Annotated in this window: 25 protein-coding genes and 1 tRNA gene; 23 read left to right on the top strand and 3 right to left on the bottom strand. The window is 50.8% G+C overall.

Features of this window, described 5'->3' with window-relative positions:
- Nucleotides 1-157 precede the first annotated feature (157 nt).
- Nucleotides 158-832 (top strand): vitamin K epoxide reductase family protein, encoded by a 675-nt coding sequence (locus HMPREF2756_RS09395; RefSeq protein WP_070620613.1) that lies wholly within the window; start codon nucleotides 158-160, stop codon nucleotides 830-832.
- A 78-nt stretch (nucleotides 833-910) separates the two neighbouring features.
- On the opposite strand, the gene ndk is transcribed toward HMPREF2756_RS09395, so the two are convergent.
- On the bottom strand, nucleotides 911-1,324 hold the full coding sequence (gene ndk / locus HMPREF2756_RS09390) for a nucleoside-diphosphate kinase (RefSeq protein ID WP_070534418.1): 414 nt from the start codon (nucleotides 1,322-1,324) through the stop codon (nucleotides 911-913).
- A gap of 159 nt (nucleotides 1,325-1,483) precedes the next feature.
- Between ndk and HMPREF2756_RS09385 the strand changes: the two genes are divergently transcribed.
- The 10 genes from HMPREF2756_RS09385 to HMPREF2756_RS09340 all read left to right on the top strand — a co-directional run bounded on the left by HMPREF2756_RS09385 (nucleotide 1,484) and on the right by HMPREF2756_RS09340 (nucleotide 12,262).
- Nucleotides 1,484-1,723 carry a nucleoside-diphosphate sugar epimerase gene (locus HMPREF2756_RS09385; RefSeq protein ID WP_238382412.1) on the top strand — a complete coding sequence of 80 codons (240 nt, stop codon included), beginning with the start codon at nucleotides 1,484-1,486 and terminating at the stop codon, nucleotides 1,721-1,723.
- A gap of 470 nt (nucleotides 1,724-2,193) precedes the next feature.
- Nucleotides 2,194-5,814, top strand: a complete 3,621-nt coding sequence (locus tag HMPREF2756_RS09380) for an Rne/Rng family ribonuclease (protein ID WP_070620607.1) — start codon at nucleotides 2,194-2,196, stop codon at nucleotides 5,812-5,814.
- A 404-nt stretch (nucleotides 5,815-6,218) separates the two neighbouring features.
- Nucleotides 6,219-6,530, top strand: a complete 312-nt coding sequence (gene rplU, locus HMPREF2756_RS09375) for a 50S ribosomal protein L21 (RefSeq protein WP_006887214.1) — start codon at nucleotides 6,219-6,221, stop codon at nucleotides 6,528-6,530.
- Between the two features lie 40 nt (nucleotides 6,531-6,570).
- The gene (rpmA, locus tag HMPREF2756_RS09370; RefSeq protein WP_004004819.1) at nucleotides 6,571-6,828 is read left to right on the top strand and encodes a 50S ribosomal protein L27; all 258 of its coding nucleotides are present in this window, start codon (nucleotides 6,571-6,573) and stop codon (nucleotides 6,826-6,828) included.
- 159 nt (nucleotides 6,829-6,987) lie between these two features.
- Nucleotides 6,988-8,586, top strand: coding sequence for a GTPase ObgE (gene obgE / locus HMPREF2756_RS09365; RefSeq protein WP_070620603.1), 1,599 nt, complete (start codon nucleotides 6,988-6,990; stop codon nucleotides 8,584-8,586).
- A gap of 142 nt (nucleotides 8,587-8,728) precedes the next feature.
- Nucleotides 8,729-8,959, top strand: coding sequence for a hypothetical protein (locus tag HMPREF2756_RS09360; protein ID WP_004004816.1), 231 nt, complete (start codon nucleotides 8,729-8,731; stop codon nucleotides 8,957-8,959).
- 17 nt (nucleotides 8,960-8,976) lie between these two features.
- Nucleotides 8,977-9,726, top strand: a complete 750-nt coding sequence (nadD, locus tag HMPREF2756_RS09355; protein WP_013399181.1) for a nicotinate-nucleotide adenylyltransferase — start codon at nucleotides 8,977-8,979, stop codon at nucleotides 9,724-9,726.
- A complete protein-coding gene (locus HMPREF2756_RS09350) occupies nucleotides 9,719-11,527 on the top strand; it encodes a hypothetical protein (protein WP_070620599.1) in 1,809 nt (602 codons plus the stop codon). The genes nadD and HMPREF2756_RS09350 overlap by 8 nt, the downstream gene beginning before the upstream one ends.
- A 70-nt stretch (nucleotides 11,528-11,597) precedes the next feature.
- Complete coding sequence (rsfS, locus tag HMPREF2756_RS09345; RefSeq protein ID WP_004004813.1) at nucleotides 11,598-12,029, top strand: ribosome silencing factor; 432 nt, start codon at nucleotides 11,598-11,600, stop codon at nucleotides 12,027-12,029.
- Nucleotides 12,030-12,189: 160 nt separating this feature from the next.
- Nucleotides 12,190-12,262: transfer RNA gene (locus tag HMPREF2756_RS09340), tRNA-Ala, on the top strand.
- A gap of 249 nt (nucleotides 12,263-12,511) precedes the next feature.
- On the opposite strand, the gene HMPREF2756_RS09335 is transcribed toward HMPREF2756_RS09340, so the two are convergent.
- Nucleotides 12,512-13,285, bottom strand: coding sequence for an SDR family NAD(P)-dependent oxidoreductase (locus tag HMPREF2756_RS09335; protein ID WP_070620596.1), 774 nt, complete (start codon nucleotides 13,283-13,285; stop codon nucleotides 12,512-12,514).
- Nucleotides 13,286-13,591: 306 nt separating this feature from the next.
- Here HMPREF2756_RS09335 and HMPREF2756_RS09330 point away from each other — a divergent pair, with 306 nt between their 5' ends.
- From HMPREF2756_RS09330 to HMPREF2756_RS09310, 5 genes are all read left to right on the top strand, one after another.
- Nucleotides 13,592-14,869, top strand: a complete 1,278-nt coding sequence (locus HMPREF2756_RS09330; RefSeq protein ID WP_048779241.1) for a glutaminase — start codon at nucleotides 13,592-13,594, stop codon at nucleotides 14,867-14,869.
- Between the two features lie 23 nt (nucleotides 14,870-14,892).
- On the top strand, nucleotides 14,893-15,360 hold the full coding sequence (locus tag HMPREF2756_RS09325; RefSeq protein WP_070620593.1) for a P-loop NTPase family protein: 468 nt from the start codon (nucleotides 14,893-14,895) through the stop codon (nucleotides 15,358-15,360).
- Between the two features lie 268 nt (nucleotides 15,361-15,628).
- Nucleotides 15,629-16,207 carry an excalibur calcium-binding domain-containing protein gene (locus HMPREF2756_RS09320; RefSeq protein ID WP_070620590.1) on the top strand — a complete coding sequence of 193 codons (579 nt, stop codon included), beginning with the start codon at nucleotides 15,629-15,631 and terminating at the stop codon, nucleotides 16,205-16,207.
- Nucleotides 16,208-16,316: 109 nt separating this feature from the next.
- Nucleotides 16,317-17,222 (top strand): polysaccharide deacetylase family protein, encoded by a 906-nt coding sequence (locus tag HMPREF2756_RS09315; RefSeq protein WP_070620587.1) that lies wholly within the window; start codon nucleotides 16,317-16,319, stop codon nucleotides 17,220-17,222.
- Between the two features lie 69 nt (nucleotides 17,223-17,291).
- Nucleotides 17,292-17,939, top strand: coding sequence for a DsbA family oxidoreductase (locus tag HMPREF2756_RS09310; RefSeq protein ID WP_070620584.1), 648 nt, complete (start codon nucleotides 17,292-17,294; stop codon nucleotides 17,937-17,939).
- Between the two features lie 204 nt (nucleotides 17,940-18,143).
- Here the strand turns inward: HMPREF2756_RS09310 and HMPREF2756_RS09305 are convergent, their stop codons facing one another.
- Complete coding sequence (locus HMPREF2756_RS09305) at nucleotides 18,144-19,100, bottom strand: polysaccharide deacetylase family protein (RefSeq protein ID WP_070620581.1); 957 nt, start codon at nucleotides 19,098-19,100, stop codon at nucleotides 18,144-18,146.
- 144 nt (nucleotides 19,101-19,244) lie between these two features.
- Between HMPREF2756_RS09305 and HMPREF2756_RS09300 the strand changes: the two genes are divergently transcribed.
- From HMPREF2756_RS09300 to HMPREF2756_RS09270, 7 genes are all read left to right on the top strand, one after another.
- A complete protein-coding gene (locus HMPREF2756_RS09300; RefSeq protein WP_070620579.1) occupies nucleotides 19,245-19,736 on the top strand; it encodes a hypothetical protein in 492 nt (163 codons plus the stop codon).
- Between the two features lie 271 nt (nucleotides 19,737-20,007).
- The gene (locus tag HMPREF2756_RS09295) at nucleotides 20,008-21,111 is read left to right on the top strand and encodes an App1 family protein (RefSeq protein ID WP_070620576.1); all 1,104 of its coding nucleotides are present in this window, start codon (nucleotides 20,008-20,010) and stop codon (nucleotides 21,109-21,111) included.
- 798 nt (nucleotides 21,112-21,909) lie between these two features.
- Entirely contained in the window at nucleotides 21,910-22,137 is a 228-nt protein-coding gene (gene nrdH, locus HMPREF2756_RS09290; protein ID WP_004004799.1) for a glutaredoxin-like protein NrdH, read from the top strand.
- Nucleotides 22,138-22,206: 69 nt separating this feature from the next.
- Nucleotides 22,207-22,737, top strand: a complete 531-nt coding sequence (gene nrdI / locus HMPREF2756_RS09285; RefSeq protein ID WP_070620573.1) for a class Ib ribonucleoside-diphosphate reductase assembly flavoprotein NrdI — start codon at nucleotides 22,207-22,209, stop codon at nucleotides 22,735-22,737.
- A complete protein-coding gene (gene nrdE, locus HMPREF2756_RS09280) occupies nucleotides 22,710-24,890 on the top strand; it encodes a class 1b ribonucleoside-diphosphate reductase subunit alpha (RefSeq protein ID WP_037230970.1) in 2,181 nt (726 codons plus the stop codon). Before nrdI ends, nrdE begins: the two co-directional genes overlap by 28 nt.
- Before the next feature lie 126 nt (nucleotides 24,891-25,016).
- Nucleotides 25,017-25,994, top strand: coding sequence for a class 1b ribonucleoside-diphosphate reductase subunit beta (nrdF, locus tag HMPREF2756_RS09275; RefSeq protein ID WP_004004796.1), 978 nt, complete (start codon nucleotides 25,017-25,019; stop codon nucleotides 25,992-25,994).
- A 229-nt stretch (nucleotides 25,995-26,223) separates the two neighbouring features.
- Nucleotides 26,224-26,712 (top strand): CTP synthase, encoded by a 489-nt coding sequence (locus tag HMPREF2756_RS09270; protein WP_238382356.1) that lies wholly within the window; start codon nucleotides 26,224-26,226, stop codon nucleotides 26,710-26,712.
- The last annotated feature ends 24 nt before the right edge of the window (nucleotides 26,713-26,736 follow it).

Here is a 26,736-nt window from a genome sequence, read left to right as displayed (position 1 = left end):
GATATAGGTATAAAAATCCCTGTCTTTATGACGAGAAACTTAACCCTAGGCGCCGAACACGTTAGGATAGCTACAAAGGGTTTAACGCATCATACTGCGGCTGCGGTATGATGCGTCACTTATCACCGATAAACAGGTATATGTAAAGGAGCAGCACATGGGTGCCGTTGAGCAAACATCGGAAACCGGCGATCTACTATCTGAAGATGTTATAGACTCCCAGGTTTCCTCTCGTGAGCGAGATACGGCAGAAGGATCGGAGCGTTCCTTAGCGATCTGGCTCTTTATGACGGGAGCTATAGCCCTGGCTTCATCGGCAACCCTTGTTTTTGAGCGTCTTCAGATTTTCGTGGATGCGGGGCATACCTCGGTCTGCGACATCAACGCCCTTCTTAACTGCGGCACCGTGATGCGTACCCCACAGGCTGAAGCTTTTGGATTCCCCAACCCCTTCATCGGACTCATAGGGTTCTCCATCGTTATGACGATAGCCGCCGCCATGCTTGCAGGAGCTACCTTCAAAAAATGGTTCTGGGTAGCCACCAACATCGGCTTAGCGCTCGCGACAGCGTTTGTCTTCTGGCTCTGGTTTGAGACTACCTTCCACATTAACGCCCTATGTCTTTTCTGCATGATCGTGTGGGTTATGACGATTACCATGTTTATAAAAGTGACGGTACGCAATATTTCTCATAGCGTTATTCCTGCCCCTGAGAACATTCGTGAGAGTATCGGTACGTGGAGCTGGTTTACTATCACCTTGGTGCTCATTCTCATCTTTGGGATTATTGTGATCCGCTTCTTTGACGTGATCATGAATATGATGCGCTAATTTTTATGTAAACACAGTGAGGGTGGGTCTTCCAGAAGATTATGGAAGACCCACCCTCACTGTTATATGGTTTCAACTCTAAGACAACCAAAGAGCAATCTCACGGGCTGCAGATTCGGGGGAATCTGAGGCATGCACCAGGTTCTTTTGCACACCCTCATCCCAATCACGTCCGTAATCTCCACGAATTGTTCCCGGTGCTGCCGTCGTTGGGTCCGAGGCCCCTAGCATTGTACGTACACCCTCGATTACACGATCTCCGCTGAGAACAGCGGCGACCACGGGACCAGAAACCATGAAATCCACGAGGGAACGATAGAAAGGCTTGCCTGCGTGCTCAGCATAGTGCTGGGCGAGAAGTTCTTCGGTGGGCTGAAGCATTTTCAGTCCTTCAATCACGTAACCCTTAGTCTCAAAGCGGCTCAAAATCTCGCCAATAAGCCCGCGTTCAACACCGTCAGGCTTTACCAGAATTAGGGTCTTTTCGGTCATAATTTTCCTCTATCTTGTTTGCGTTCATTCTGTGGCGGTTGTTCAATATCATAGGGGAAAGAGGCGCCGACATGTGTGCTTCTGCCAAGCTACGCCATCGAAATTTTTAAGAAGAGGCGTATAATCGTAGCGTTATTGTTCAATCACCGAGGAGAACCCGTGAAAGGCTTTGGCACAACATTGATGCTGGCGTCAGCAGTAATTTTTTTGGCGGCGCTACTCTTTCTGACCGCAGGAAAGTTCTCGATGGTGTGGGTTATTTTACTGATCGCAGCTCCTTTCGCTTTCATCCTCGGTATTCCCTTTGCCACAGGTTCCGGGCCAGAGTATCTGCCTAGTAACCCAAAACTGGCGCAGAAAGCACGCGAAAAACGTGATGCTGAACTAGGTCTCGGCTAGGTTTTTACTCTCGTGATAAGCGCAATGTTGGTCACACCAACGTTGCGCTTTTTATGCATGTATAGGGTGTTCTGGATTGCACACGGTATAATGATGAGCGGTACGTTTTTATGCCCCGCACGCATAAAAGATACCCAGTATATTGACCGAGAGAACGTGCACGCGCATCCGTCATAGCAAAAGTTTAGATAAGACGTTATCGGATGATGACCCCAGGCATTGGCATCTTAGTGACATCTCGGTTAAACATACTGGCCGAGAACATCATGAAGAAACGCATCCGCCGTATTTGCGGAGTAAGCCGACTTCGTGCTCGCCGTCTTGTAGGCCCGGAAGCAAACGAAGGCAGACACAAAGAGCAGGCTTGAGCCACGTATTTCTTGGTAATTAGGCTTATGACACGCTAACGCGTTGATGCAGAGAGTTTTACGATGCGGCGTAAAATTCTTGAAGGAAGAAGAAAGAAAAGAATGGCTGACGAAAAGAACGCCCATCAATCTAGCATGAATATGGATGTTCTTGCTGACATGATCTCTCTCGCTGATAAACAAGATATCTCCGGCGAGACGATGAGAACTCATCAGGAAAAAAATAATACCCGGGTTGAAAAGCAGGCAGATTCCCTGAAGGGTAGTGAATCTGCAGTATCGGCAGTATCGCGTCGTAAAAACTCATCGCGCACTAAGAAAGTTGCTGAACCCACGCCCGAAGACGCTGTTGCGGCTGGATTAACGGATTTACGCAATCAGAAGGCTAAGCATGCCCCTGCACCAAGGAAGACTGTGGCTGCGGCCTCTGCCGAAGAAGTAGCGAACACTCTTGATACTCTTTTTACCCAAGCCGCCGAGTCTGCAGCATCAGCTGATGAAACTATGCCCCAACCCGAATCTCAGAAAACTGAAATCCGCGATTCTTCTGCCGAAAACCTTGCCTCTCCCGAAGTGGACACTGAGGTGTCCGAACTTGCCGAACAGACTGAGGTAGCAGAGCCTGTCTCTGATAACCGTGAAGAAGCCCAGACTGAAGAAGCTGCCCAAGAAGATAAGACAGCCATTATATCTTCGGAAGAAAACACCAAAGATGCTGACGAGCCTCATACCATCCAGTCAAAGGAATTAGTGGCAGAGAACGATGAAGACTCTGAGCCTCAAGCGACCTACGACGCTGAAGAGGATGAAGCTGAGACTTCTGAGCCGACAGACGAAGAGAGCACTGCCAGCACATTCGAAGATGAAAAGTCAGACGACGAGGAAACGGTGGAGCCAGCAAAAACTTTGCGTGACGTACAGAATGAGAAGATTGCGCAGTTGCGCGAATCGGTGCGCCCGGGCGCTATGCCCCTATTCTATTCGCCCGAACCCACTGAGCTTTCTGAGCTTGCTTCTGCAGTCGCTGTGGAGCGCGAGCGTTTGCGTGCCGAACATTTGGAACAAGAGCGCCGCGACCGTATGGAGCGCCGTCGTGAAGAGGCAGCAGCTGAAGCTGAGGTGACGAGTCACCGCCGTCGCCGCCGCCGTCGTGGAACCGAAGATATAGAAATTGAAGGTAACGCCAATGACGAGGTTGAGACCGTTACCAAGGTTCGCACTCCTCGCCTTGCAGATTCTCATGCTTCTGACACCGTGACTGGCGTGCGTGGCTCTACCCGTCTTGAAGCTAAACGTGCGCGCCGCCGCGAGTCCCGGTCGCTGGGTCGCCGTCGTCACATCGTGACCGAGGCAGAATTTTTGGCGCGTCGCGAGTCAGTAGATCGTCAGATGCTTGTGCGCCAAAAAGAGGGGCGCATTCAGATTGGAGTTCTCGAAGACGGCGTGCTGGCAGAGCACTTTGTCTCTAAAACCCAGCAGGATTCCTTGATTGGGAACGTTTACCTTGGCAAAGTGCAGAATGTTCTTCCGTCCATGGAGGCAGCATTCGTCGATATTGGGCGTGGTCGTAACGCTGTTCTCTATGCGGGTGAAGTGAACTGGGATGTTACCGGTCTTGATGGTGCACCCCGCAAGATTGAGAATGCACTCAAACCGGGCGATTCTGTGCTGGTGCAGGTGACCAAAGACCCGATCGGTCATAAGGGCGCGCGTTTGACGAGTCAGGTTTCGCTTCCCGGTCGCTTCCTGGTGTATGTGCCCGGCGGCTCAATGACCGGTATTTCGCGTAAGCTCCCCGATACCGAGCGTGCACGCCTCAAAAAGATTTTGAAGGACAAGTTGCCCGATGGCGCGGGCGTGATTGTGCGTACTGCAGCGGAAGGCGCATCCGAAGAAGAGCTGACCCACGATATTAATCGCTTGCGTGCGCAGTGGGAAGAGATTCAGGAAAAAGCGAATTCCCGCAAGGTGCTTGCCCCCGAAATGCTCTATCAGGAACCTGACCTGATGATTAAGACCGTGCGCGATGTCTTCAACGAGGATTTCACCTCTATGATCGTGCAGGGCCAGAGCGCATGGGACTCTATTGAGGCCTACGTGACCTATGTTGCCCCTGATCTGCTCTCACGCCTGCAGAAGTGGGAAGACGAAGATGATCTTTTCGACCATTACCGCATTAATGAGCAGCTGGCGAAGGCACTAGACCGCAAGGTATATCTTCCTTCGGGGGGTTCCTTGGTGATCGACCGTACCGAAGCTATGACCGTGGTAGATGTTAACACCGGTAAATTTACCGGTAGCGGCGGTAACCTCGAAGAGACCGTCACCAAGAATAACTTGGAGGCGGCAGAGGAGATCGTGCGTCAGCTGCGTCTGCGTGATATTGGCGGTATTATTGTTATCGACTTTATTGATATGGTGCTTGAATCAAACCGTGATCTTGTGCTGCGTCGTCTGATCGAGTGCCTGGGGCGTGACCGCACTAAGCACCAGGTTGCTGAAGTAACCTCGCTGGGTCTTGTGCAGATGACCCGTAAACGTTTGGGAACAGGTCTTCTTGAGGTCTTCTCTGAGCAATGTGACTCATGCGGTGGCCGTGGTTTGTTGGTGCATGATCAGCCGTTAAGCGGACGTTCCGGCGGTGCCTCCGATTTCATTCACCGTCAAGAGCGCACCGAACGTAAGCGTTCACGAGCGGCTTCGCGCAATAATACCCGTGATGCCGCTGAGGGCGTGGACTCAGAGAAGGACGAGAAAAAGGCAGAGCGCCGCAACGCTATAGCCTCTATTGCTGCAGCCTCGCACTCGGCTGATGAGCTTGAAGCTGAGGACCAAGCAAACCGTAAGAAGCGTAAACGTCGTAAGCGCTCTCGTCGTACCGAAACTGCCGAGCTTTCGCTGGAGCAGGAGATTCAAGGCATCAAAGCGGGGGCGAAGGCACACCGCGAAGTCTCATCCCGCGAGGACAAGGTTGCTGAGGTAACCGAGACCGATTGGATTGGTGAGCAGGGTGACTTCACATTGGAACAGCTTGCTGGGGCATTCGATCGTGATTTGAATCCAGAACATGATGCTCGGTTTACCCGTGAGTCTTCCCGTTCGGAGGCTATCCGCGCTGGAGAGGCGAAGGCTCGTGCCTCACAGAAAGCTGGCCGCATTACCCGCAGCGAGAGCGGTGGATTTAAGTCAAATCAGGGTGACGAATCTTCAGCAGAGCAGAAGTCGCCTCGCGCCGAGCGTGAGAATCTGCAGGTTGAAGATGTGCACGAGAGCCCACGTAAGCGCCGCCGTTCGCGCCGTTCCTCTGAGAAGGAGCGTTCAGGCCGAGGACAGGAGCAACGTGCGGAAGAGTCAGCTTCGGCCTCCCGTGTAAGCGGTGTTATTGGCAGTGCGCCGCGTGTGTCCGGTGTGATTACCCCAGGTGGCTCTGCGTCTAACCCGGGTGAGGATCAGAACAACAATACATCTGTTGTTTCTCAACAGCAGATGGCTGCGCCAGCTGCTTCATCTGCACCGCGTAAACGTCGCTCCCGTCGAGCCGCTTCGTCGGCGGGCGCGCAGTCGAGGGTCGTGACGGTGGATGCTACCGAGTCGGCTCACGGTTCGGTCGTGGCTTCGGCTTCTGTGGCAGATGCGAAAGAACCCGTCGAATCTGAGGCTCCGACTCTCTTCGGTATCGGTGTTTCTGCTGCAGATATTAAACGGGTTGGTAAGGAAGACTAACCGTATATGATTCCTTGCCGTAGATGATGAATATAACGTTGGCAATGCAGGACTAGAGGCTGTATTGCCAACGTTATTTTATAGTTTAGGGATACAATTGCGCATGACCCCGCGCATACAGTATCCTTAACGATTGGTATTTATCTCAGTGAAGCCCTATCGACGCAGGGTCAGCGGGAGATACCGCTTCTGGTTTTCCCCATAGTGAGGACTTCCGGAAGACACCACCGGCAGACCGAGCGCGCATCCAACTGGGCAATCCCACAAGGAGCGCGGGTCGCATCCACTCCTTATTACTCACCAAGAGAGATAAGATACCCGTGGAGCGCACAGCAATGAAAGCGCAGACTGTCTGCACGTGTGAGATACGAAGAAGCAAGATGTCGAGAAAAGTGAGTCCCAAAGTGGCATACGCGATTGTACGCGCTGGCGGCCGCCAGGAAAAAGTCTCTGTCGGAGACAAAATTACCCTTGACCGTGTTGCAGGTGAACCCGGTAGCACCATCGAGCTGCCCGTACTGCTGCTCGTTGACGGTGACAAGATCACCGCTGACGCAAAGTCCCTGGCTTCCGCCAAGGTAACTGCTGAAAAGATTGAAGACCTGCGCGGTCCGAAGATCGTTATTCAGAAGTACAAGAACAAGACCGGTTATAAGAAGCGTCAGGGCTTCCGCGCTGAGCTGACCACCGTTAAGATCACCGCAATCAACGCGTAATCTTAACCACCGGATACAAACCTTAAGGTAGGAAAACAGAATGGCACATAAGAAGGGCGCAAGCTCCACCCGCAACGGTCGTGACTCGAACCCCCAGTACCTCGGTGTTAAGCGCTTCGGCGGTCAGACCGTCAATGCAGGCGAGATCCTTGTTCGTCAGCGCGGCACCCATTTCCACCCCGGCCTGAATGTTGGTCGCGGTGGCGACGATACTCTGTTTGCTCTGGCAGCAGGAACCGTCGAATTCGGTACCCGCAAGGGCCGCAAGGTCGTTAACATCCTGGCAGCAGCTGAGTAAAACTCGCTCACGCTAGGAAGAGGGGGTAGGCGAAAGTCTACCCCCTCTTACCATAAGATTTTCCGCATCTAATTGAGGATGAGCCCCCTCGCCAAGCTCAAGCAATCTCGTGTATTTTAGGCTTGTGCGAACCAGGAATTTACCAGAAGGAGAACACCCGTGGCAGAATTCGTGGACCGCGTGGTCCTGCATATATCCGGTGGTCACGGAGGCAACGGATGTGTCTCTGTACGTCGAGAAAAATTCAAGCCTCTCGGCGGCCCCAACGGCGGTAACGGCGGTAACGGCGGGGACGTGATTTTGCGTGTTAATAACCAAACCACCACACTATTGGAGTATCATCACAGCCCGCACCAACACGCTCCCAACGGAGATATCGGCCGCGGCGATATGCACCACGGCTACAACGGCGAAGACCTAGTGCTTAGCGTACCTCAGGGAACCGTCGTCAAAGATCGTGACGGCAAAGTGCTTGCCGACCTGTTGCATGTGGGTGACGAATATACTGCTGCACGAGGCGGCCAGGGCGGTCTTGGAAACGCTGCGTTAGCATCCACCAAACGTAAAGCACCTGGCTTCGCACTCCTCGGTATTCCGGGGGAAGAAACCGATATTGTCCTAGAACTCAAATCCATTGCCGATATTGCGCTTGTTGGATACCCATCAGCTGGTAAATCTTCACTGATTGCTGCTATCTCTGCGGCTCGGCCTAAAATCGCTGACTATCCTTTTACCACTCTTATCCCAAACTTGGGTGTTGTGCAGGCAGGTGATATTCGGTACACCGTTGCGGATGTTCCTGGTCTGATTGAGGGAGCTTCCGAGGGGAAAGGGCTTGGCCACCGCTTCTTACGTCATGTTGAACGTTCCTCCGCACTAGTGCATGTGATTGACTGTGCCACTTTAGAACCCGGGCGTGACCCCATCAGCGACTTTGAAGTTATTCGTGGTGAGCTTGAAAACTATGCGGTAGACCCCACTGCTGGGGTAACTGTGCCGCTCAATGATCGTCCCCAGATTATTGTTCTCAATAAAATTGATGTGCCTGAAGCGCGTGAACTTGCCGATTTCGTGCGACCTGAATTTGAGAACATGGGGTACAAAGTTTTTGAAATTTCGACGGCGTCCCATGAAGGGCTTAAACCGCTCATCTTTGCAATGGCAAACCTTGTGGAAGAAGACCGTCAGAAGCGTGTTACTCAAGAAGATAATTCTACGATTGAAGCCCCAGTTATTCGCCCCCAGGGCTTCCGCTCCAAGAAGAAACAAGAATTTATTATTCGCCGCGAAGAACGTAATTTGGAGCCGCTCTTTCGGGTTATTGGGGAGAAACCGGAGCGTTGGATTCAGCAGACCGATTTCAATAATGATGAAGCTGTTGGTTACCTGGCGGATCGCCTGGCAAAACTGGGGGTTGAGGACGAACTCTTTAAATCCGGTGCCCGTGCCGGAGACGCCGTGGTTATCGGTGAAAATGATAACTCCGTGGTCTTTGACTGGGAACCCACTATGGTAGGCGGCGCTGAACTTTTGTCTTCCCCTCGTGGTACTGACTCTCGCCTCGAAGAGATTATTCGCCCCACCCGAGCCCAAAAACGTGAGGAATATAAGGAACGCATGGATGCAAAAGCAGAGGCTCGCGCCGAGCTTGAGCAAGAGCGCGTTGCGGGTGTGTGGACTGAATCGGTGGAATATCGCCGTAAGCTCAAGGAAAAAGGTAAAGCTGAAGGTATTGATATGCCTGAGGCCAAGCAGTAGCCCGGTAAGTTGGGGAATTAGGCAGCCTGACGACGTGGAAGATGTCTCAACTATCACGCATAAATAGGCCCGTCGTTTCGCGTATTTTCGCACCTAACCGGTAGCATAGAGAGTAGCTTAACCATCGAAAGGAAGCACACACATGAACTCGGTTGTTCTAGCAGCTCACGGTGCTGAGCACACTGCGGGAATGCTTAACGGCATCCCGACCTATGTTTACGGCATCGTTGCTGCCGTCGTATTTACCGTTCTGCTGCTTGTTACTCTCTCGTACAGCGGACGCGGTATTGTACGGCCCGATCACACACCGGAGCTCATGGAGGGTGACGAAGCACAGGCATTGCGTAGCTATAGCGAGAAGCATAACCGCTAGTCGCTAAGGAAAGTATCGTGACTTTTCAAGCTCTGCGGCTCAGCCTTGAGTCGATTCCGTCGCGAACTCCTGGGCGTGTACGTCTAGGAGTTATGGGCGGCACCTTTGACCCTATTCATCACGGGCATTTAGTAGCCGCCAGCGAGGTTGCGGCGGTGTTTGATCTTGACGAAGTAGTATTCGTACCGACTGGTCAGCCGTGGCAAAAGACGGGGGAGAGGCACGTGAGCGATCCCGAGCATCGTTATCTCATGACGGTGATTGCGACTGCATCTAATCCACGATTTACGGTAAGCCGGATAGATATAGATCGTGGCGGCGCAACGTATACCTTTGATACCCTTAATGAACTACGTGCTCTGCGACCCGATGCAGATCTTTTCTTCATCACCGGTGCAGACGCGATTAGCCAGATCATGACGTGGCGTAATGCTCATAAGCTGTGGGAGTTGGCTAACTTTGTGGGAGTGACCCGTCCGGGACACGAGCTTGATCCTCCGTTAGGCGAAGGACGGCAGATTACCACACTTGAAATTCCCGCGATGGCAATATCGTCAACCGATATTCGCCAACGCGCCTCTAAGGGTGCCCCTATCTGGTATTTGGTTCCTGATGGCGTGGTGCAGTACATCAATAAGTATCGGTTGTATTCTCCTGAGGATGCTGCCACGCACTACGGCGGCGGGCTGCCTCGCCAGAAAGACTCAACAGATATTCAACCAACTAGTGAAGACAAAGTAATGGAACAAGAGGTTTTACATGGCTGAAGCTAAGGGCAAAGAAGAGAAGCCCTACAGCGAGGGAGACGCGTACCTCTACGAAACATACGTGACTGAGGACGGCATTGAGGTGCCGCCTCCCACGCGTGTGATGGGTCCGCGCCGTCTAGCACGTTATCGCGAAGACGTGGCGAACTATCTGCGCGCTATGGGTCGTGGCGAGCGCCCTAACCCTGTTGAGAATATGGGGTCTTTGGCAAATACTCACGATATAGATCCGCGCGTTCTGGCAGTACAGCGTCGTTTTGCTGCACTCGCTACTCAGGGGTCTATTAAGCTGAATGCGAATGATGAAGAGAAACTGCATGAACCTGAGCCGCTAACCAGCACTATGCGTGCTCTTCGCCCGGAAGAGGTCAAAGCTAATAAGCCTGCGCCAGCTGCTGCACCTGCCGCGCCTCCGGTGCCTGCTCCTCAGCCACAGCCGGAAGATTCCCTGCTTCAGGACTCCCTCCATGTGGAGGCAGACGATTTGACGTTCACCTCGTCAATTCCGATTATTTCTCCTGATACTTCCCCGAAGATGCACCAGTACATGGTGCGTGATGAGCCTGTTGTCGAGGGTGAAGATACTGAGATCGTTGAGACCGAGGATCAAACTGTTTCCTCGCAGGTTCGCCCGGCAACTGCACCGCAGCCTACGGTAAAACCCGTTGACGGTAAAGCTCAGCAAAGCCGTCATACAGCTGATGTGCATAGTGAAGCCGATGAGAACCGCATTAATGTTGCTCCTGTGCCGTTGAACCTTCCTTCGCCCATCCGCGCGATGGATGCTCAGGGACTTGACCTGTCGGTTCTGGACGAGAAATCTCAGCAAGATAGCGCATCCGCTAAAGCTGGCTCTGAGGCTAAGGAACAAAACGATACCGTCGCAGCAAAGAGTTCGGCGCAGCATGCTCAGACTGGTGCTCTTCCTGCGCAGAAAGCGGCAAAGAACGGTTCTGCTAAACGGAAACCGTCGGCAACCGGTACCGTTCCTAAGATTCCTGCCCGTACTGGATCTATGCCGAAGGTCTCGGATCGTACCGGATCAACCCCCAAGGTTTCTGAGCAGAAAGATGCAGCTCCGAAGGTTGTAAACCCCTGGAATACTGTCCGTTTACAGAATCCGATGGGCGCAGATTCACCATCGCAGGCGTCTGATCGTACCGGATCAACCCCCAAGGTCTCACCGCGTACCGGGTCTGTATCGCGGGTGTCTTCTTCGCGTACTGGGTCTGTGCCTAAGGTACCTACTCGTACCGGTTCGATGTCGAAGGTTTCGGATCGTACTGGTTCGACTCCGAAGGTTTCCGAGCGTACCGGCGCCACCCCGAAGGTAAATGCGCGTACTGGTTCGCTCTCGCAAGTGAAGAAGTCTGATTCTACACCCGCTAAATCTCCAGCAACGGGTTCTACCTCTTCTGTTAAGCCATCGCCTCAGAATAAGGATGCAAAGCCTGTTGCACCTTCGAAGAGTAAGCCCGGCTTTGATAAAGCTCTGAACGATGGCAAGAACCTGACGTCAGACCAAGCAACTGAACTCGCACAGCGTGTGTCTGCACGTACGGAAAAAGCGATGACCTCCTCAATCGCGAAGGTCAACGCTGCTAAGTCTCCTCGTAGGCTTGGAAATACTGCAAGCATGAAACAGGTCCCTGCAACGAACACGGATGAAACAGTGTCAAAGTACGAATCTATTGAGACAAGCGAAAATAAGTCCTTGTCCCTGCTGTCCTGGATCGTAATTATCGGGTGCATTATCCTAGCTATTCTGGGTGTGTACATGTTTATTTCCAATCAAAGGTAACGATTGGTATAAGCATTTGCTTGCTTTGGCGCCTGTCCGTCAGAGAAATCTGACGGCAAGAAAGGAAAAAATGACTGCTGCACAGTCCTCTTGTGAGGCTCTGCGCATTGCCGCCCGAGCGGCAGAAGAAAAACAAGGAACCCAGCTTTTTGCGGTCGATGCTTCTGACGCTATGGGGCTGATTGACGGTTTCTTGGTAGTTTCGGCACATAATGAGCGCCTCGTCAACGCGGTTGCTGATGAAATTGAGGATGCGCTTCGAGAACAGGTTGATTTGAAGCCTGTACGCCGAGAAGGACGTGCATCTGGTCGTTGGATTCTCCTGGATTTTGGGGACATCGTAGTGCATGTTCAGCATGAAGAGGATCGCGAGTTCTATGCTCTGGATCGTTTGTGGGCGCAGGCTCCGCGTATTGAACTAGGAGTTACCCATGAAGTTCCGTTTGACCTAGAAGGCGAAAGCGAAGAGGAAGCGTCTCGGGTCGTTCCTGCTGACGAGTAACAATTTTGCTGCACCATGCGGGCACCGCTGAGGTATACCAGAATTTGGTATCTTCGGCGGTGCTCTGCATTTTATGTCTGTAACAGTGCGAGAACTTGCATGCCTGGCAGAAAGATGTGTATTATGTTTTCTGTTGCTAAGGCAATGCAAAACTACATGAGGGGATATGGCGCAGCTGGTAGCGCACCTGCATGGCATGCAGGGGGTCAGGGGTTCGAGTCCCCTTATCTCCACTATTTACCGTCTGATCCGAAAGGACTGGGCGGTATTTTATTATTTTTTCTAACAGTAGTACATGGTGCTTTCACATGAATGTACCTTTGGCGCGTAATAGTATTTGTCTCTTACACGAAATAATAGTGCGAAGAGATAAGAGGGGTATGGCGATTACCCCGAACAATACATTTAAAAACCTAGCTAAGATTCTAAAAAAAGTTTAAAGAATGTGCTCCTTCCCCCAGGAAAGAGAGGGGGTATACATCTTATTGAGAGCTCCTATGTTGGAGCGCACGATCGACTATTGTCATAACGAAGCGCTTAGGGACCACACGGGTTACAAATCGTGCCACAATGGCGTTCCCCACTCCATCCACAAAACTGGGTTTCGTGGTTTTTAGAGTACGCAACGTGTTGTCTAACAGCTGATGGACAGAGCGCATTTTTCCGACTGCTGCAGATTCACCGGCGATTTCAAAGAATGAGGTATCGGTAGGGCCGGGACAGACCGCAAGTACGCGGATGCCGTCTTTTTGGGTTTCGGACCAGAGCGCTTCAGTAAAGGAAAGCACGAATGCTTTGGTGGCACCGTACACCGCCATATGCGGCAGTGGCTGAAAGGCAGCAGTCGAAGCAATGTTGATGATGGTTCCGTTTTTGCGTTTACGCATGGCGGGCAGATACCGAGCCGTTAGACCTGTTAATGTGAGGCAGTTAAGGCGTACTTCTTGTTCCAGGCGCTCAGGGTTCTCATCGGCGACGTCACCGGAGGTTCCAAACCCTGCATTATTGACGAGTACATCAATCTCTAACCCGGCACGGTTCGTTTCTTCCCAGAGTCGCTCAGCCGCATCGGGTTCGGATAGGTCGAGAGCAAAGACGGTAACTCGAATACCATGCTGAGACGTGAACTCCTCGGCGAGCTTATTGAGCTTATCCTGGCTGCGCGCGACGAGTACGAGATCTTGCTTTTGGGCAGCGTAGCGACGTGCAAATTCTTCTCCAATGCCCAAGGAAGCACCAGTAATTAATGTAGCCATGATTCTCCTTTCGTAATTTTCGTATCAATGTCAAAGCTACAATATACGGTCGTGCTAAAGACCTGCAGGACACGAAAAACTACCTGAAAGCAGAATTTGCTCTAGCCCTTGGGAAGAGGAAAGGGGAATACACCTATGAACAGATGGAATAGTTAAGCCATATTTGGAGTATTTAAGACGTAAAAGCTAAACTTCAAGAAGCTAGGGAATGGGCGGAATCTTGCCACCGCGAAGATGCATGAAGTTTCTACGCTCAAGAACCTTACGCCGTGTACTAGGAAAATATCATCCGTCAGGAGGGAACTCATGCATTCGCCGATACCGAGCTACCTTGACGAAGTTCTCCAAAGCGTTGCGGCCGATAGAACGGGTGTGCTTGCGAATTATATTCCTGAACTCGCCGAGGTTGATCCTGAACGTCTTGGCGCCTCTATAGCTATGGTCGATGGGGAACTCTATGCTTCCGGCGATACTGATTCGCTATTTACCATTCAATCCATCTCAAAGCCTTTCGTGTATGCTTTAGCCCTTGCTGATCGCGGGTTTGAGAAAGTCTTAGACAAAGTTGGAGTTGAACCGTCCGGGGAGCCCTTCAACGAGATCTCCCTTGAAGACAGCTCTGGTCGTCCGCTAAACCCCATGATTAACGCCGGCGCAATTACCACGCATTCTTTAGTCGGTACAGAAACAATGAATCGGGCAGAGCGTATGGAACGTGTGATTTCTGGGCTCTCTGCCTTCGCTGGCCGTTCCCTTGACGTTGATGAAGCGGTGTACTCATCTGAAATCGAGCACGCGCATCGTAATCTAGCGATCGCTCATATGCTTCGCAGTCACGACATTCTCACGGAGAACCCCACCGGTGTAGTCGAGGGCTACACCCGTCAATGCTCTTTGCTGGTAACCGTGCAGGATTTGGCGATGATGGCGGCAACTCTGGCAAACTACGGAATTCAACCCGTTACCGGGGAACAGGTAGTACCTAAGACAGTGGTGCGCCAGGTACTGAGTGTTATGTTCACCTGCGGTATGTACAACGCTGCAGGGGACTGGGCAACGCAGGTCGGAATTCCCGCTAAAAGTGGGGTAGGCGGGGGAATTATTGGCGCCGTACCGGGCCAGCTGGGACTAGCAACATTTTCACCACGCCTAGATGTACACGGCAACAGCGTGCGCGGTGTATCTCTCTTCGAACGATTCTCCTCAGATATGGGCATGCACGTTATGAACATACCCACTGTTGCTCGGTCCGCAATACGAGCTAACTACCGAATAGGCTCCGGTGAGAAAATAACCCAGGTAATTCAACTGCAGGGCAGAATTAGATTTGCCGGTGCAGAGCGAGTTATCCGTGAAATTGTTGATACACACTACATGGGAACACGAATAGCGCTTGATGTTACCCGAGTTTATTCTGTGGATGAGGTCGCCCAGCATATGCTTCTAGAAATTATGAGAAGAATGAGACACGAGGGATACACTGTATATCTGATTGATCAAGATGACACTATTACAAATCTTGAGGCCCTGAGAACTATGGATGTTGCCGTATTGGGCAGCATTGACGAACTCGAATACTACTAGTCTTTGAGAATTTATAAGGTGTCATGATGAAACGTATTGCTATTTTAGGCCGCGGTGGTGCCGGCAAAAGTACCCTGGCTTCCTATCTTGCTACCCGCTATAAACTACCTGTTTTCGAGCTAGACCAGTATTTCTGGGATGAAGACCTTACGCCTACTCCAGTAGATCAGTGGAATATTATTCATCAGCAGATCATCTCTGAGCCTGAGTGGATTATAGACGGTGATTTAGGCGTATATGACACCAAACTATTAGAACGGCTCAAGGCCGCAGATACGGTTATTCTCTTAGACTTTAGCGCTCGCGTATGCAGTATGCGTGCGCTACGGCGCTCCCCGGAGAACCTAGAATTTTGGAAATGGATTCTGCGCTATAGGCGCGATAGCTTGCCGCGTATTATGGCGGCATGCGCGCATCCAGAAGTACAAGCCCATATATACCGGTTCTGTGCCCCTGCCGAGCTCGATAATTTTCTCGAAAACCTTCGATAGCAAGAATATTATGCTGAATTTTGTGAGGCTTCTAGGGAAAATCTGAAGATCTTCTGGGGAAGACATTCGTTATAACTCAGAGATAAAAACTTTATAATAATGAACCTGTTCTAAGAAACATATGTCAAGATATGACTCCATTGGGAATTTCTCAAATATAAAAACACGGAGTATTAGAGACCATAAGTTTAGGCTAAACTAGTACAGAGAGCTACGGTAGCTCTCCATGAGGATTTATTCACCACTCATTCATGAGGAATAATTGTATATGAGAAACCACATTGTCGCGGTGGCGCTTATTGGTGCCGTGTTGTTTACCGGATGCTCCGGCAATAATGCCCGCAAAGAACAAACCCCTTCTTCATCCCCATCAGTCTCTGCGACGGTCTCTACGAGCACTTTTGCAAGCCCTACGGCTTCTGTAACTCCGTCACTAACCCCTACTCCAACTACATCTCCCACTATTTCTGAAGTAACGCCAGAACCAGCTGCTACTGCTGACGCTGAACAGCATGAGGATGTTGTCGAGGTACCTCTTGATGACGCCTCTACTTCTACCCCTCAGCCCGAGGCAGCTCAACAACCTTCTCCGGTTCAACAGCAACAGGATCCCGTGCAGCAGCAACCTGTTGCTCCAGTGCCTGCGCAGACTTCGGCGCAGCAACGGCATATTGCCCCGGCTCCAGAACAGCCTGCGCCTGTAAATAACGGTGGTGGTGTCTATTACAAAAATTGTGCTGCTGTACGGGCGGCAGGGGCTGCGCCTTTATACCGCGGACAGCCGGGGTATGGAACTCATCTTGATTCAGACGGTGATGGTATCGCCTGCGAACCTAAAAAGAAATAAACCCTAATAACTACGTTATAAAAAGTTGGGTGGGAACGCTCCCGCCCAACTTTATAAGTTATGTAAAAGCACTATGTCTCTGCACGAGAGCACGATAGGGTAGAAGTATATGTACCCATATAAACACCAGAGTCCAAGCAAAGAAACTCCACATCGTAATTCGGCGGATCGTTTCACCCGTATACCACGCCGAGCGGCCGTTTTAGGTATGCTCACCCCGCTTTTGGGCGCAGGCGTGCCTTATGCCGTAACACGAGATGAAAAGGTCGCAGGCGTTGAAGAATCAGCATCATGGGTAGATTCGTCCTCTGCATCTTCGGCGCCAGCGTTAGATTCCTCAGAAGAGGATGACCCGCAGAAAGCGGCCTTGCCGGAGTCGATAAATCCCATAGAGGTGGCGCACCCGTGGGATGAACCGCAAACCGCTTTGGAAGGTGCAGGGAACTATATTGCTTGGACCGTTGATGACGGGAAAAGCCCTGATGTTGTGCGCGCCTATGCAGATTTTGCCGCCCGAACGGGAACCCGGCTTACCTTCTTTATCAACGGGTCATATAACGCTTTTGAACCGAACCTAGACGTTCTTAAACCGTTGGTAGAATCAGGGCAGATTCAAATCGGCAATCATACGTGGTCGCATGCGGCGCTGACTACACTAGATGATGCAGGAATTGCCGAAGAATTAACGAAAAATGACGAAGAGATACAGCGGCTTTTCGGCGTGTCTTCTAAACCATATTACCGCCCACCATATGGATACTATGATTCTCGTGTGCTTGAGGCTGCGGCAAGTGTAGGATTCGACAGGGCGGTTCTCTGGTACGGGTCTTTAGCTGATTCTTCACCCATACCTGCCGAAGAAATATACGCATATTCCGAAAAATATGCGAACTCGCAGACTATTCTCATTGGCCATTTGAACTACCCCGGAGTTATTGAAGTGCTCGATAAGATCAAAATGCTTTTGGGCGAACGGAATCTTACCCCCGTAACCTTGCGCGACTATTACGGGTAGAACGTACGCTGGGATAAATTAGTGCTGTGCAAGTTTTACCAGCGTAATCGTTAGTCTCTTGAAAGGTACATGATGCGCGTAGATATTTGGTCAGATATTGTTTGCCCTTTCTGCTATTTAGGTAAGAGGAATTTTGAAATAGCTCTCGCCCAATTTGAGCACCGTGATGAAGTAGAGGTTCGTTGGCATAGCTTTGAGCTCGACCAAAATGCCCGGGAAGATAATGCTTTGCCGCTTGCTGAACGTATTGCCGCGAAATATTCTCTCAACCTAGAGGAATCTATCGCTACCCAAGAAGGAATAGCAGAACGTGCCCAAGAAGTGGGCTTGGATTTTAACTGGCGCAACGCAAAGTACGGCAATAGTTTTGATGCCCACCGTATTATTCATCACGCAACTGCACAGGGAAAAGCCGCAGAGGCTCAAGAGGCTTTCAAAAAAGCATATTTTACGCAGGGACGCTCCATCGAAAAACACGAGTCCATACGGAAGATTGCCGCTGAAATCGGTCTCGATTCACGTCAAGTTGATGAAATACTCGCGGCTGATCACTATGCTGAGGACGTGCGCGCTGACGAACGTGTGGCACAGGAATTGGGTATTACGAGTGTTCCCTTCTTTTTGGTCGAGGCGCAGTGGGTTATTAACGGGGCTCAACCGCCTGCAGCAATTTTGGAAGGACTCAACCGGGTTTGGGCCGAAACTCACAAGCCCTAAATTATGAGCCCCGTACGACCGAACACGGCTTCAAAGCTCTGACGCCTCCAGGGGAGAGCGGAAGGAACAACCTGTGGATTCGGTGGGTATGGCTGTTCCTACGGCAGCCAAAGCGAATGACGCTGGATCAAAACATGTGCCTCTTTAACCGTTTGTTGTACCTACGGTCAAAGATGCATATATTTCTTAAAATCCTGTATGTTTCTAATTTCCGGTGGTGCCAAGGCCAGATCCCGCGGCCGGAGCTGGGGAAGCTGGTTCTTCTTTCTTTTCGTCCTTCTTATCTTCGGGTTTTGGCTCGGAGGCCTTACGTTCTTCCTCGGTTAGCCCCTCAAAATAGTCGTTGAGTGTGACCGTGATGAGCTTACGCTCGGCGACTAGCCCAGCAAGACGATCAAGAAGCGGAATAATGGTCGTGAAATTCAGATGCCCTAACAGGATTCGTTGCGGCAGAACGTATTTGAGCGATCGCATATAGATAACACGCGCTGAGGTTTTAGCCTCATCTCCGAGAGTTCCCTCCCACAGCACCGGGCGCGTGTATCCTACGCTAGCGGCTACTTTGAGCACTCGCGCATCATAGCTGCCGTAGGGGGGACGAAAATAAGGCTTTGCCGAGACCCCAAAAACTCTTTGAATCTCAGCCTCGTTCTTCTCTAGTTCGTGCTTAATCTGATCATCTTTGAGAGTTTTTAAATCGGGGTGACTAAAGGTGTGGTTTGCAATTTGAAGCTGTCCGGTTTGCACTAGCGGCTTAAGCACATCAACATTTTGAGTGAACCCCACATAGGTCATATTGACAAAGAAGGTTAGGCGCACACCGGTACGCGCAGCAAATTCTGCGTAGGCTCGAATTGTTTCTGGGCTGACTCCATCGTCAACGGTCCACGCGATATAACGTCCTTCACCCGGCAGGCGGGTCATAGGGGCAGACCACGGCTGTTTCGCAATAGCTGCTACGTTGAAACCTTCATTCGGCTTTGGCGGCGCTGCGGGAGAGAACGTGAGCGACTCAGGAACATTATCCTGTGTTTCATGAGCGGTAGAGGAAAAATCGCCAGTAGTCGCAGTAATAGTCTTGGGCGTGGACGCAAAAATAATCGGTGCTAATGCACCGAGAGAACCAGCGAGAAGCAGACGGCGTGAAGGAGAGTGCGGCATACTCTTAAGGATAACGTGCGGTTAGCTCAAGAGAAGACCATCGGCGCTTTTGCGAAAGTGTCAGATTTTAACTAGTACGGATACAATGCTGAAACCTTGCATCATCTAGCGTTTTTGCCTTTAGCCTACTGTTACCATGGACATATGGTCAAGAAAATTACTCTCGTTGTGGCCGCTTCGGTTGCATTACTCACCGGGTGCTCCGCAGAAGTTGTGCCCGGTTTGTCTCTGAATTCCGCTCCAGACTATGGAAATCGCGGCGATATTACCGTCTCTGCCGAGATCCTAAACGGCAGTGAACATAATGGTTATAAGGCTCAAACTGGAAAGCTTCGGATCTTTCAAGACGGTCAAGAAATCAACTCTGCCGAACAGCGTCTAGAAGCGAAGACTAACTACTACCGACTGACTTCGACTGATAACCATGAGTTGGCTGGCAAGGTCATTCAGGTAGCTGTTTATGCGGATAACCCTAATGACGTGGTGAAATGCGGTATCAAAGTTACCGGTGAAGAAGAGCCTGTGCACCACGTAGAACAGTCAGAAGGTAAAGGCTCGGCGTACTGCCAGGTAAAACTCAGCTCAGGTCCATTCCAGCTGCATACTGAAGAATCCGGGCAGTCTGAGCATCACTAGAAAGTGGTGAGCACTGAACTGATACTTGTTCCTTCATCGGCTGAGAGTATCTGATCTATCGCACACACTAAATCCGTAGCAGCCCTAACGACGAAAGAGAAGGACTCGGTTTCCACAGTAGAGGGGAACCGAGATCCTTTTCTCTTTAACCCGTTTGAATACCCCCCTGAGAAAAAGGTTGAGCGGCTAAGAAACTAATTGATGAGGACGCTTTAGAAGTCGAACTTGAAAATAGGGGTGTTTTATTGCAAGATATGGAAAACTAGAAAGCATGGAGAATCTAGGCTCACAAGAATTGCGCAGCGTGGTCACCGAAGTTGCCGGTGAAGCCGTTAACCTAGGGTATCGTATGGGCGATGCCGTGCATCGTTGGCGTGAACAGCGAGCTGTGGCTCACGGGCGTGAGCCTATTGTGGTGCCTTCTGAAGGATATGGACGGGTAGCCACAGATACTGAATCCGGGTGGGTGCGTATTCTTGGGCGTGCCCTCTATAAAACGGCTGCCTTTGAAAAACTCCTGCATGTGGTGGAAGGCACCGAAGATACCGATAATCCGACGCGCGGGTGGCGGGCTTTTACCACCGTTGCCATGTCGGATGTGTATGTGACTATTCTTATTGCGGGGCATACGTTTGAGATACAAACCGACCGTGGTGGAGTGCTGGATGTGCGCCTTGACCTAGACTTACCGGCCGGAATGCATAAGGTCATCATGTATGTACCGGGTTCCCGCGCCGTTGAAACTAACGTTTATATCGTTCCGGAATCCCAGAAAATCGGGGTTATCGTAGACGTCGATGATACCGTTATGGTGACTATGTTGCCGCGTCCTCTTGTCGCTGCGTGGAACTCTTTTGTACTGGATGAGCACGCGCGCATTCCGACCCCGGGCATGGCGGTGCTCATGGACCGCATTCATCGAGCACATCCTCAGGCACCTTTTATGTATCTTTCCACTGGCGCTTGGAATATTACACCGACACTGCGCCGCTTTCTGACCCGCAACGGATACCCGCGTGGAACCTTCCTATTAACAGACTGGGGGCCAACTCCTGACCGCTGGTTTAGGTCGGGGTCCCAACACAAAGTGAACTCTCTAAAACAACTTGCCCAAGAATTTCCCCAGATGCAGTGGATTCTTATCGGCGACGACGGACAGCGTGACCCGGATATATACAACGGATTTGCGGTGCGCTACCCGCAGAACGTCGCCGCTATCATGATTCGTAACCTCACGGTGGGGGAGAGCGTTCTCGCCTCTGGGCGGGTCTGGAGCGATCAGAGAGCGCAAAAAATGACAAATTCTCCATTGTGGATGGAAGCGAATGATGGGCATACGTTGAGCCGACTGCTTCGTGAGCGAGGACTTCTCTAAACACGTATTAGCACGTATTAGGTTGTACATCTTTATGGCTGTTCTCTGTGGTGTGGGGAAGAGCTGACCTCATCTTGAGGGCTGGCAGGGGAAGATCAACTATTGAGACAGTAGATCATTAAGCTTATCCACAGGCGAACTGTACTGACCTCATACGAGATGTGGGTTTTAATGGGTTTGACGATTTCTCTCACAAAAACCCAACAACACGCCGATCATCTGAATGTTTCAAAAATTTCTTAATCACATCTTTGCCATACTTTCAAAAGCCATAAAAAACTTCCAACACGACGCATGTAGGTGGATTCCAGTCGAGTTTTTCAGCCTCGTTCCGCAGAGAATCAAGGAATGGGTATAAAAGCTTAAAAATCAAGAGGGAAACAATGCCAGAAATCTCACACAAAGGCCTGTTCGCCCTGAAAAAACAGAACAGATTTTCAGTTTAAAAGAGCGATGCGCGTTCCGCTCACAGAGTCGATATGTGGATAACTCTGTATTGTCCGCAATAATTAGCGGAATTACACTCTCCTGAGGTGTGGATAAACTGAATGTCCTTGTGCTCGCGTGTGGGTTTCTCGAACAAAACATCCACACTTCACCACAGCATCTTGTGCCAGAGAAATTTTCAGACACAACATGTAGTATTAATACCCGGCTCGATTCTTTGCGCGGCCGATGACGAAATGCTTCCAGTCTTCTGGAGCTAAAGGAAGTCTATCAAGCACAAGAATCCTCTGCCTTGCACACAAAGTATTCACGCAATTACGCTCCGCCTTGGGGCTGACAAGGAGAAAACCGATGGTAGTGACCGTGTACACCAAACCGCAGTGCGTTCAGTGCAACATGACCTACCGGGCGCTAGACGCCAAGGGCATCAACTACGACAAAGTAGACATTACGGAAGATTCCCGGGCGCTAGAGATGGTTAAGTCCCTCGGATACATGCAGGCACCGGTCGTCATCGCCGGTGAAGAGCATTGGTCAGGATTCCAGCCTGACAAGATTAACGCGCTTGCATTAGCATAGGCGGCAGCGTCAAGCACGACTCGACCCACAGAATTTCCGTGGGTATTCGATCGTGGAGTAAGGAGAAATATGAGCACCCCCCTCGCACAAAATCCTACGCATGAGAACGCTGAGATTCAGAAGATTATTCTTCAGGCACGTGATGCCGCTGAGGGCCGAGCGACTCAAAGCTCGTTGGGTAAGGATTCGCCGCTCGTTGTCTACTTCTCCTCAATTTCAGGCAACACTCATAAGTTCGTTGAGAAACTACAGGCACGAAACGTGCGCCTTCCTCTGCGAACTAAGGATGAGACTCCCGTTATGCACGAACCCTATGTGCTGTGCGTACCCACATACGGGAAGCCTGAAGGTGCAGGCAATGTTCCCCCGCAGGTAGTCAAATTCCTGAACAACGAAGAGAACCGTCGCCAGCTTCGCGGTGTTATCGGATCGGGAAATACAAACTTCGGATCTCTCTTCGGAATCGCAGCAGATATTGTGGCGAAGAAATGCGATGTTCCCTTGCTCTTCAAGTTCGAGCTTATGGGAACCTCCTCAGATGTCGAAAAAGTAAACAAAGGATTGGAAGAATTTTGGACGCAAAACTGCCTTCAGCGCTAGAGACTCTCGGTGCCGGACACAGCTCCAAAGCGGTACCTGACAAGTTCAAAGGTATGAGTTACCACGAGCTGAACGCTTTGCTGAATCTCTACGATGAAAACGGCATGATCCAATTTGACGCCGACCGTCAAGCCGCACGTCAGTATTTTCTTCAGCATGTTAATAACAACACGGTTTTCTTCCACGATCTCGAAGAAAAAATCGAGTACCTGATTGAGAATCAGTACTACGAGCCGGAACTCTTCGACCGGTACAGTTTTGACTTTGTGAAGTCTCTTTTCAAACGTGCCTATGCTGCCAAGTTCCGTTTTCCCACCTTCCTAGGCGCCTTCAAGTTCTACACTTCCTACGCGCTCAAGACCTTCGACGGTCAGCGTTACCTGGAGCGTTTCGAGGATCGTGTATGCATGGTGGCTCTGCTTCTTGCTGAAGGCAATGGAAAACTTGCAGAAGAGATCGTAGATGAGATCATTTCCGGTCGTTTTCAGCCCGCAACCCCGACCTTCCTGAACGCTGGTAAGAAGCAGCGTGGTGAGCTCGTTTCCTGCTTCCTGCTGCGTATTGAGGACAATATGGAGTCGATTGGCCGTTCCATCAACTCTGCCCTGCAGCTTTCAAAACGTGGAGGTGGTGTCGCGTTCGCCCTCACGAACCTACGTGAGTCTGGGGCTCCCATCAAGAAGATTGAGAACCAATCATCCGGTGTTATACCTGTGATGAAGCTCCTTGAGGATGCGTTCTCATATGCAAATCAGTTGGGTGCTCGTCAGGGTGCAGGCGCGGTTTACCTGCACGCGCATCACCCCGATATTTATGCTTTCTTAGATACTAAGCGTGAAAACGCGGACGAGAAGGTGCGCATTAAGACCCTGTCTTTGGGCGTTGTGATTCCTGATATTACCTTCGAGCTGGCAAAGCGTAACGAAGATATGTATCTGTTCTCGCCCTACGATGTAGAACGTATCTACGGAGTAGCTTTCTCAGATATCAACGTTTCTGAGAAGTACTACGAAATGGTGGATGACTCGCGGATTCGCAAGACCAAGATCAACGCGCGCGAGTTCTTCCAGACTATTGCTGAGGTGCAGTTCGAGTCCGGGTATCCCTACGTGATGTTTGAGGATACGGTTAACCGGTCTAACCCGATTGAAGGCAAGATCATCATGTCTAACCTTTGTTCGGAGATTCTGCAGGTTTCAAAGCCGTCGATTTACCATGACGATTTGAGCTACGCCGAAATTGGGAAAGATATTTCGTGCAACCTTGGGTCTCTCAACATCGCAATGACCATGGACGGTGATGACCTAGGAAAAACCGTCGAAACCGCTATTCGTTCGCTTACCGCAGTTTCCGACCAATCCGATATTCGTTCCGTGCCGTCTATCGAACGCGGTAACGATATGAGCCACGCGGTCGGTCTGGGGCAGATGAACCTGCACGGGTACCTGGCGCGTGAGCACGTTTACTATGGTTCCGAAGAAGGTCTGGACTTCACCAATATTTACTTCTACACGGTGACGTACCATGCTATTCGCGCTTCCATGGAGATCGCCAAGGAGCGCGGCGTGACCTTTGAAGGGTTTGAGAGTTCAAAGTACGCTAACGGTGAGTTCTTCGCCAAGTACATTGAGAAGGAATGGGAACCGCAGACCGAACGGGTGCGTGAGCTGTTTGCTAAGCATCATATTCCGACCCGCGAAGACTGGATTCAGCTTGCCGCCGATGTAGCCCAATACGGCATGTACAATCAGAACTTGCAGGCCGTTCCGCCCACCGGGTCTATCTCGTATATCAACGGTTCGACTTCTTCGATCCACCCGATTGCTTCTAAGATTGAGATTCGTAAGGAAGGTAAGCTGGGGCGTGTCTACTACCCGGCACCGTTCATGACGAACGATAACCTGGAATACTTCCAAGATTCCTATGAAATTGGGTACGAGAAGATCATTGATACCTATGCCGTGGCAACGCAGCATGTGGATCAAGGTCTGTCTTTGACTCTCTTCTTCCGAGATACTGCGACCACTCGCGATATTAACCGTGCCCAGATTTACGCATGGCGTAAGGGTATCAAGACTATTTACTACATTCGCCTGCGTCAGATGGCTCTTGAAGGCACCGAAGTTGAGGGCTGCGTATCCTGCATGCTGTAAATGAGTCAGCATCTTACGGGTTTCGGGGTGCAAGAGGTTCTTCTTGTACCCCGAAACAGACTCGCTTGGTAACTTAGAAAATATTACATGCCTGTGTGGGCGTGACATCCAATCTGGGAGATACACATGAGTGAAAAAGTGCACCTCGTCGACCACCCGATTGAGGCTATTAACTGGAACCGTCTTGAAGATGATAAGGATCTTGAGGTATGGGACCGTTTGACCGGTAACTTTTGGTTGCCTGAAAAGGTTCCGCTGAGCAATGATGTTCCCTCATGGAAGACCTTGACGGCAGAAGAAAAAGAGTTGACCATGCGTGTTTTTACGGGGCTGACTCTGCTGGATACTATTCAGGGCACCGTTGGTGCTGTGTCTCTTTTGCCTGATGCAGTCACCGCCCACGAAGAGGCCGTATACACCAATATTGCCTTCATGGAGTCGGTGCACGCTAAGTCGTATTCTTCGATTTTCTCGACTCTGAGTTCGACTAAAGAGATTGACGATGCCTTCCGTTGGGCTTCCGAAAATGAGCACCTGCAGAAGAAAGCGAAGATTATTCTCGCATACTACACGGGGGATGATCCGCTTAAGAAGAAGGTTGCCTCTACGCTGCTGGAGTCCTTCCTGTTCTACTCAGGGTTCTACTTGCCCATGTACTGGTCGGCACACGCTAAACTGACGAATACCGCCGATCTGATTCGTCTGATTATTCGTGACGAGGCTGTTCACGGCTACTACATTGGCTATAAATTCCAACGTGGTTTAGCAAAAGAGAGCCCGGAACGGCAGGCAGAACTTAAGGAGTACACCTTCAACCTGCTGTACGAATTGTATGAGAATGAGGTAGCCTACACGCATTCACTCTATGACGGTGTGGGCTGGAGCGAAGACGTCAAGAAGTTCCTGCACTACAACGCGAATAAGGCTCTCATGAACCTGGGGTATGAAGCGATGTTCCCCGCGAGCGTGACCAATGTTTCGCCTGCTATTTTATCGGCTCTTTCGCCCAACGCCGACGAGAACCACGACTTCTTCTCGGGGTCTGGCTCATCTTATGTGATCGGTAAAGCCGTGAACACTGAGGATGAGGACTGGGATTTTTAGTCTCAAAAACTGATCCTGAGATCAGGAAGATATAACTTTAAGAAACCCGTATATTTCCTTGAAAACTTAGGGAATATACGGGTTTTGTGCGTCAAATTCAGGGGAGTCTAGGAGACTCGTAAAAATTTTTTAAATCTTGGGTGTGTCATCTTTATGTAACTCTTCACTTGAGATTTAAAAACTTATAGGGTGGAGGTGCAAGCAATTGTCGAGCAAAGGAGCGATGCTCATGTTTAAGACTACGCTGTCAGCCGTTCGGCGTGCCACCCTGGTCGGGGTCGGTGCCGTCTCTCTCGCGTTGGGTGCTTCGATGCTGTCCGCCCCCGCAGCTTCTGCATATGTGCAGGCGTTCGTTCCGGTCATTCCTCCGGCAACTAGCTCGGATGCAGGTATCTCAGCTCCGGCAGTACATGATTCGAACTCCGTCCCCTTGGAACATGAACATGTTGTTAACTGGTCGGATTATGAGGTGACGGGTGATCATGAGATTACCTTTAGCGTACCGACCGGTACCGCAACTTGTTTTGATGTACGTGCCGAAGCTGCTGAAAGTAACGGTACTCTCCACGTGGCCACTGTTGAGGGATCCGTGCTTGGAGCGCCCGATAAATGCACCATGGAAGGGCGCACCGTTAAGGTAAGGGTTTACACCAATGCTCCTGCATCGTCCTTGAAGGTGCAGCAGCTTCCTGCATCGCAGGTAACCCTTCATGAATAAGAAGAAGACCCAGCCTGTGTAAGG

The sequence above is a fragment of the Rothia sp. HMSC067H10 genome (genome assembly GCF_001810635.1).
In the GTDB taxonomy this organism is placed as follows: Bacteria; Actinomycetota; Actinomycetes; order Actinomycetales; family Micrococcaceae; genus Rothia; species Rothia dentocariosa.
The sequence above is the reverse complement of the archived record's forward strand: the minus strand, read 5'-3'. Positions and strand labels throughout refer to the sequence as shown.

Coding starts and splice junctions, on each gene's coding strand:
- HMPREF2756_RS09335 (WP_070620596.1), bottom strand. CDS start 13,285: ATGGCTACATTAATTACTGGTGCTTCCTTGGGCATTGGAGAAGAATTT.
- HMPREF2756_RS09320 (WP_070620590.1), top strand. CDS start 15,629: ATGAGAAACCACATTGTCGCGGTGGCGCTTATTGGTGCCGTGTTGTTT.
- HMPREF2756_RS09310 (WP_070620584.1), top strand. CDS start 17,292: ATGATGCGCGTAGATATTTGGTCAGATATTGTTTGCCCTTTCTGCTAT.
- HMPREF2756_RS09300 (WP_070620579.1), top strand. CDS start 19,245: ATGGTCAAGAAAATTACTCTCGTTGTGGCCGCTTCGGTTGCATTACTC.
- rpmA (WP_004004819.1), top strand. CDS start 6,571: ATGGCACATAAGAAGGGCGCAAGCTCCACCCGCAACGGTCGTGACTCG.
- HMPREF2756_RS09330 (WP_048779241.1), top strand. CDS start 13,592: ATGCATTCGCCGATACCGAGCTACCTTGACGAAGTTCTCCAAAGCGTT.
- HMPREF2756_RS09350 (WP_070620599.1), top strand. CDS start 9,719: ATGGCTGAAGCTAAGGGCAAAGAAGAGAAGCCCTACAGCGAGGGAGAC.
- rsfS (WP_004004813.1), top strand. CDS start 11,598: ATGACTGCTGCACAGTCCTCTTGTGAGGCTCTGCGCATTGCCGCCCGA.
- HMPREF2756_RS09380 (WP_070620607.1), top strand. CDS start 2,194: ATGGCTGACGAAAAGAACGCCCATCAATCTAGCATGAATATGGATGTT.
- HMPREF2756_RS09395 (WP_070620613.1), top strand. CDS start 158: ATGGGTGCCGTTGAGCAAACATCGGAAACCGGCGATCTACTATCTGAA.
- nrdI (WP_070620573.1), top strand. CDS start 22,207: ATGAGCACCCCCCTCGCACAAAATCCTACGCATGAGAACGCTGAGATT.
- HMPREF2756_RS09325 (WP_070620593.1), top strand. CDS start 14,893: ATGATGAAACGTATTGCTATTTTAGGCCGCGGTGGTGCCGGCAAAAGT.
- HMPREF2756_RS09360 (WP_004004816.1), top strand. CDS start 8,729: ATGAACTCGGTTGTTCTAGCAGCTCACGGTGCTGAGCACACTGCGGGA.
- ndk (WP_070534418.1), bottom strand. CDS start 1,324: ATGACCGAAAAGACCCTAATTCTGGTAAAGCCTGACGGTGTTGAACGC.
- nrdH (WP_004004799.1), top strand. CDS start 21,910: ATGGTAGTGACCGTGTACACCAAACCGCAGTGCGTTCAGTGCAACATG.
- HMPREF2756_RS09305 (WP_070620581.1), bottom strand. CDS start 19,100: ATGCCGCACTCTCCTTCACGCCGTCTGCTTCTCGCTGGTTCTCTCGGT.
- HMPREF2756_RS09295 (WP_070620576.1), top strand. CDS start 20,008: ATGGAGAATCTAGGCTCACAAGAATTGCGCAGCGTGGTCACCGAAGTT.
- nrdF (WP_004004796.1), top strand. CDS start 25,017: ATGAGTGAAAAAGTGCACCTCGTCGACCACCCGATTGAGGCTATTAAC.
- HMPREF2756_RS09315 (WP_070620587.1), top strand. CDS start 16,317: ATGTACCCATATAAACACCAGAGTCCAAGCAAAGAAACTCCACATCGT.
- HMPREF2756_RS09270 (WP_238382356.1), top strand. CDS start 26,224: ATGTTTAAGACTACGCTGTCAGCCGTTCGGCGTGCCACCCTGGTCGGG.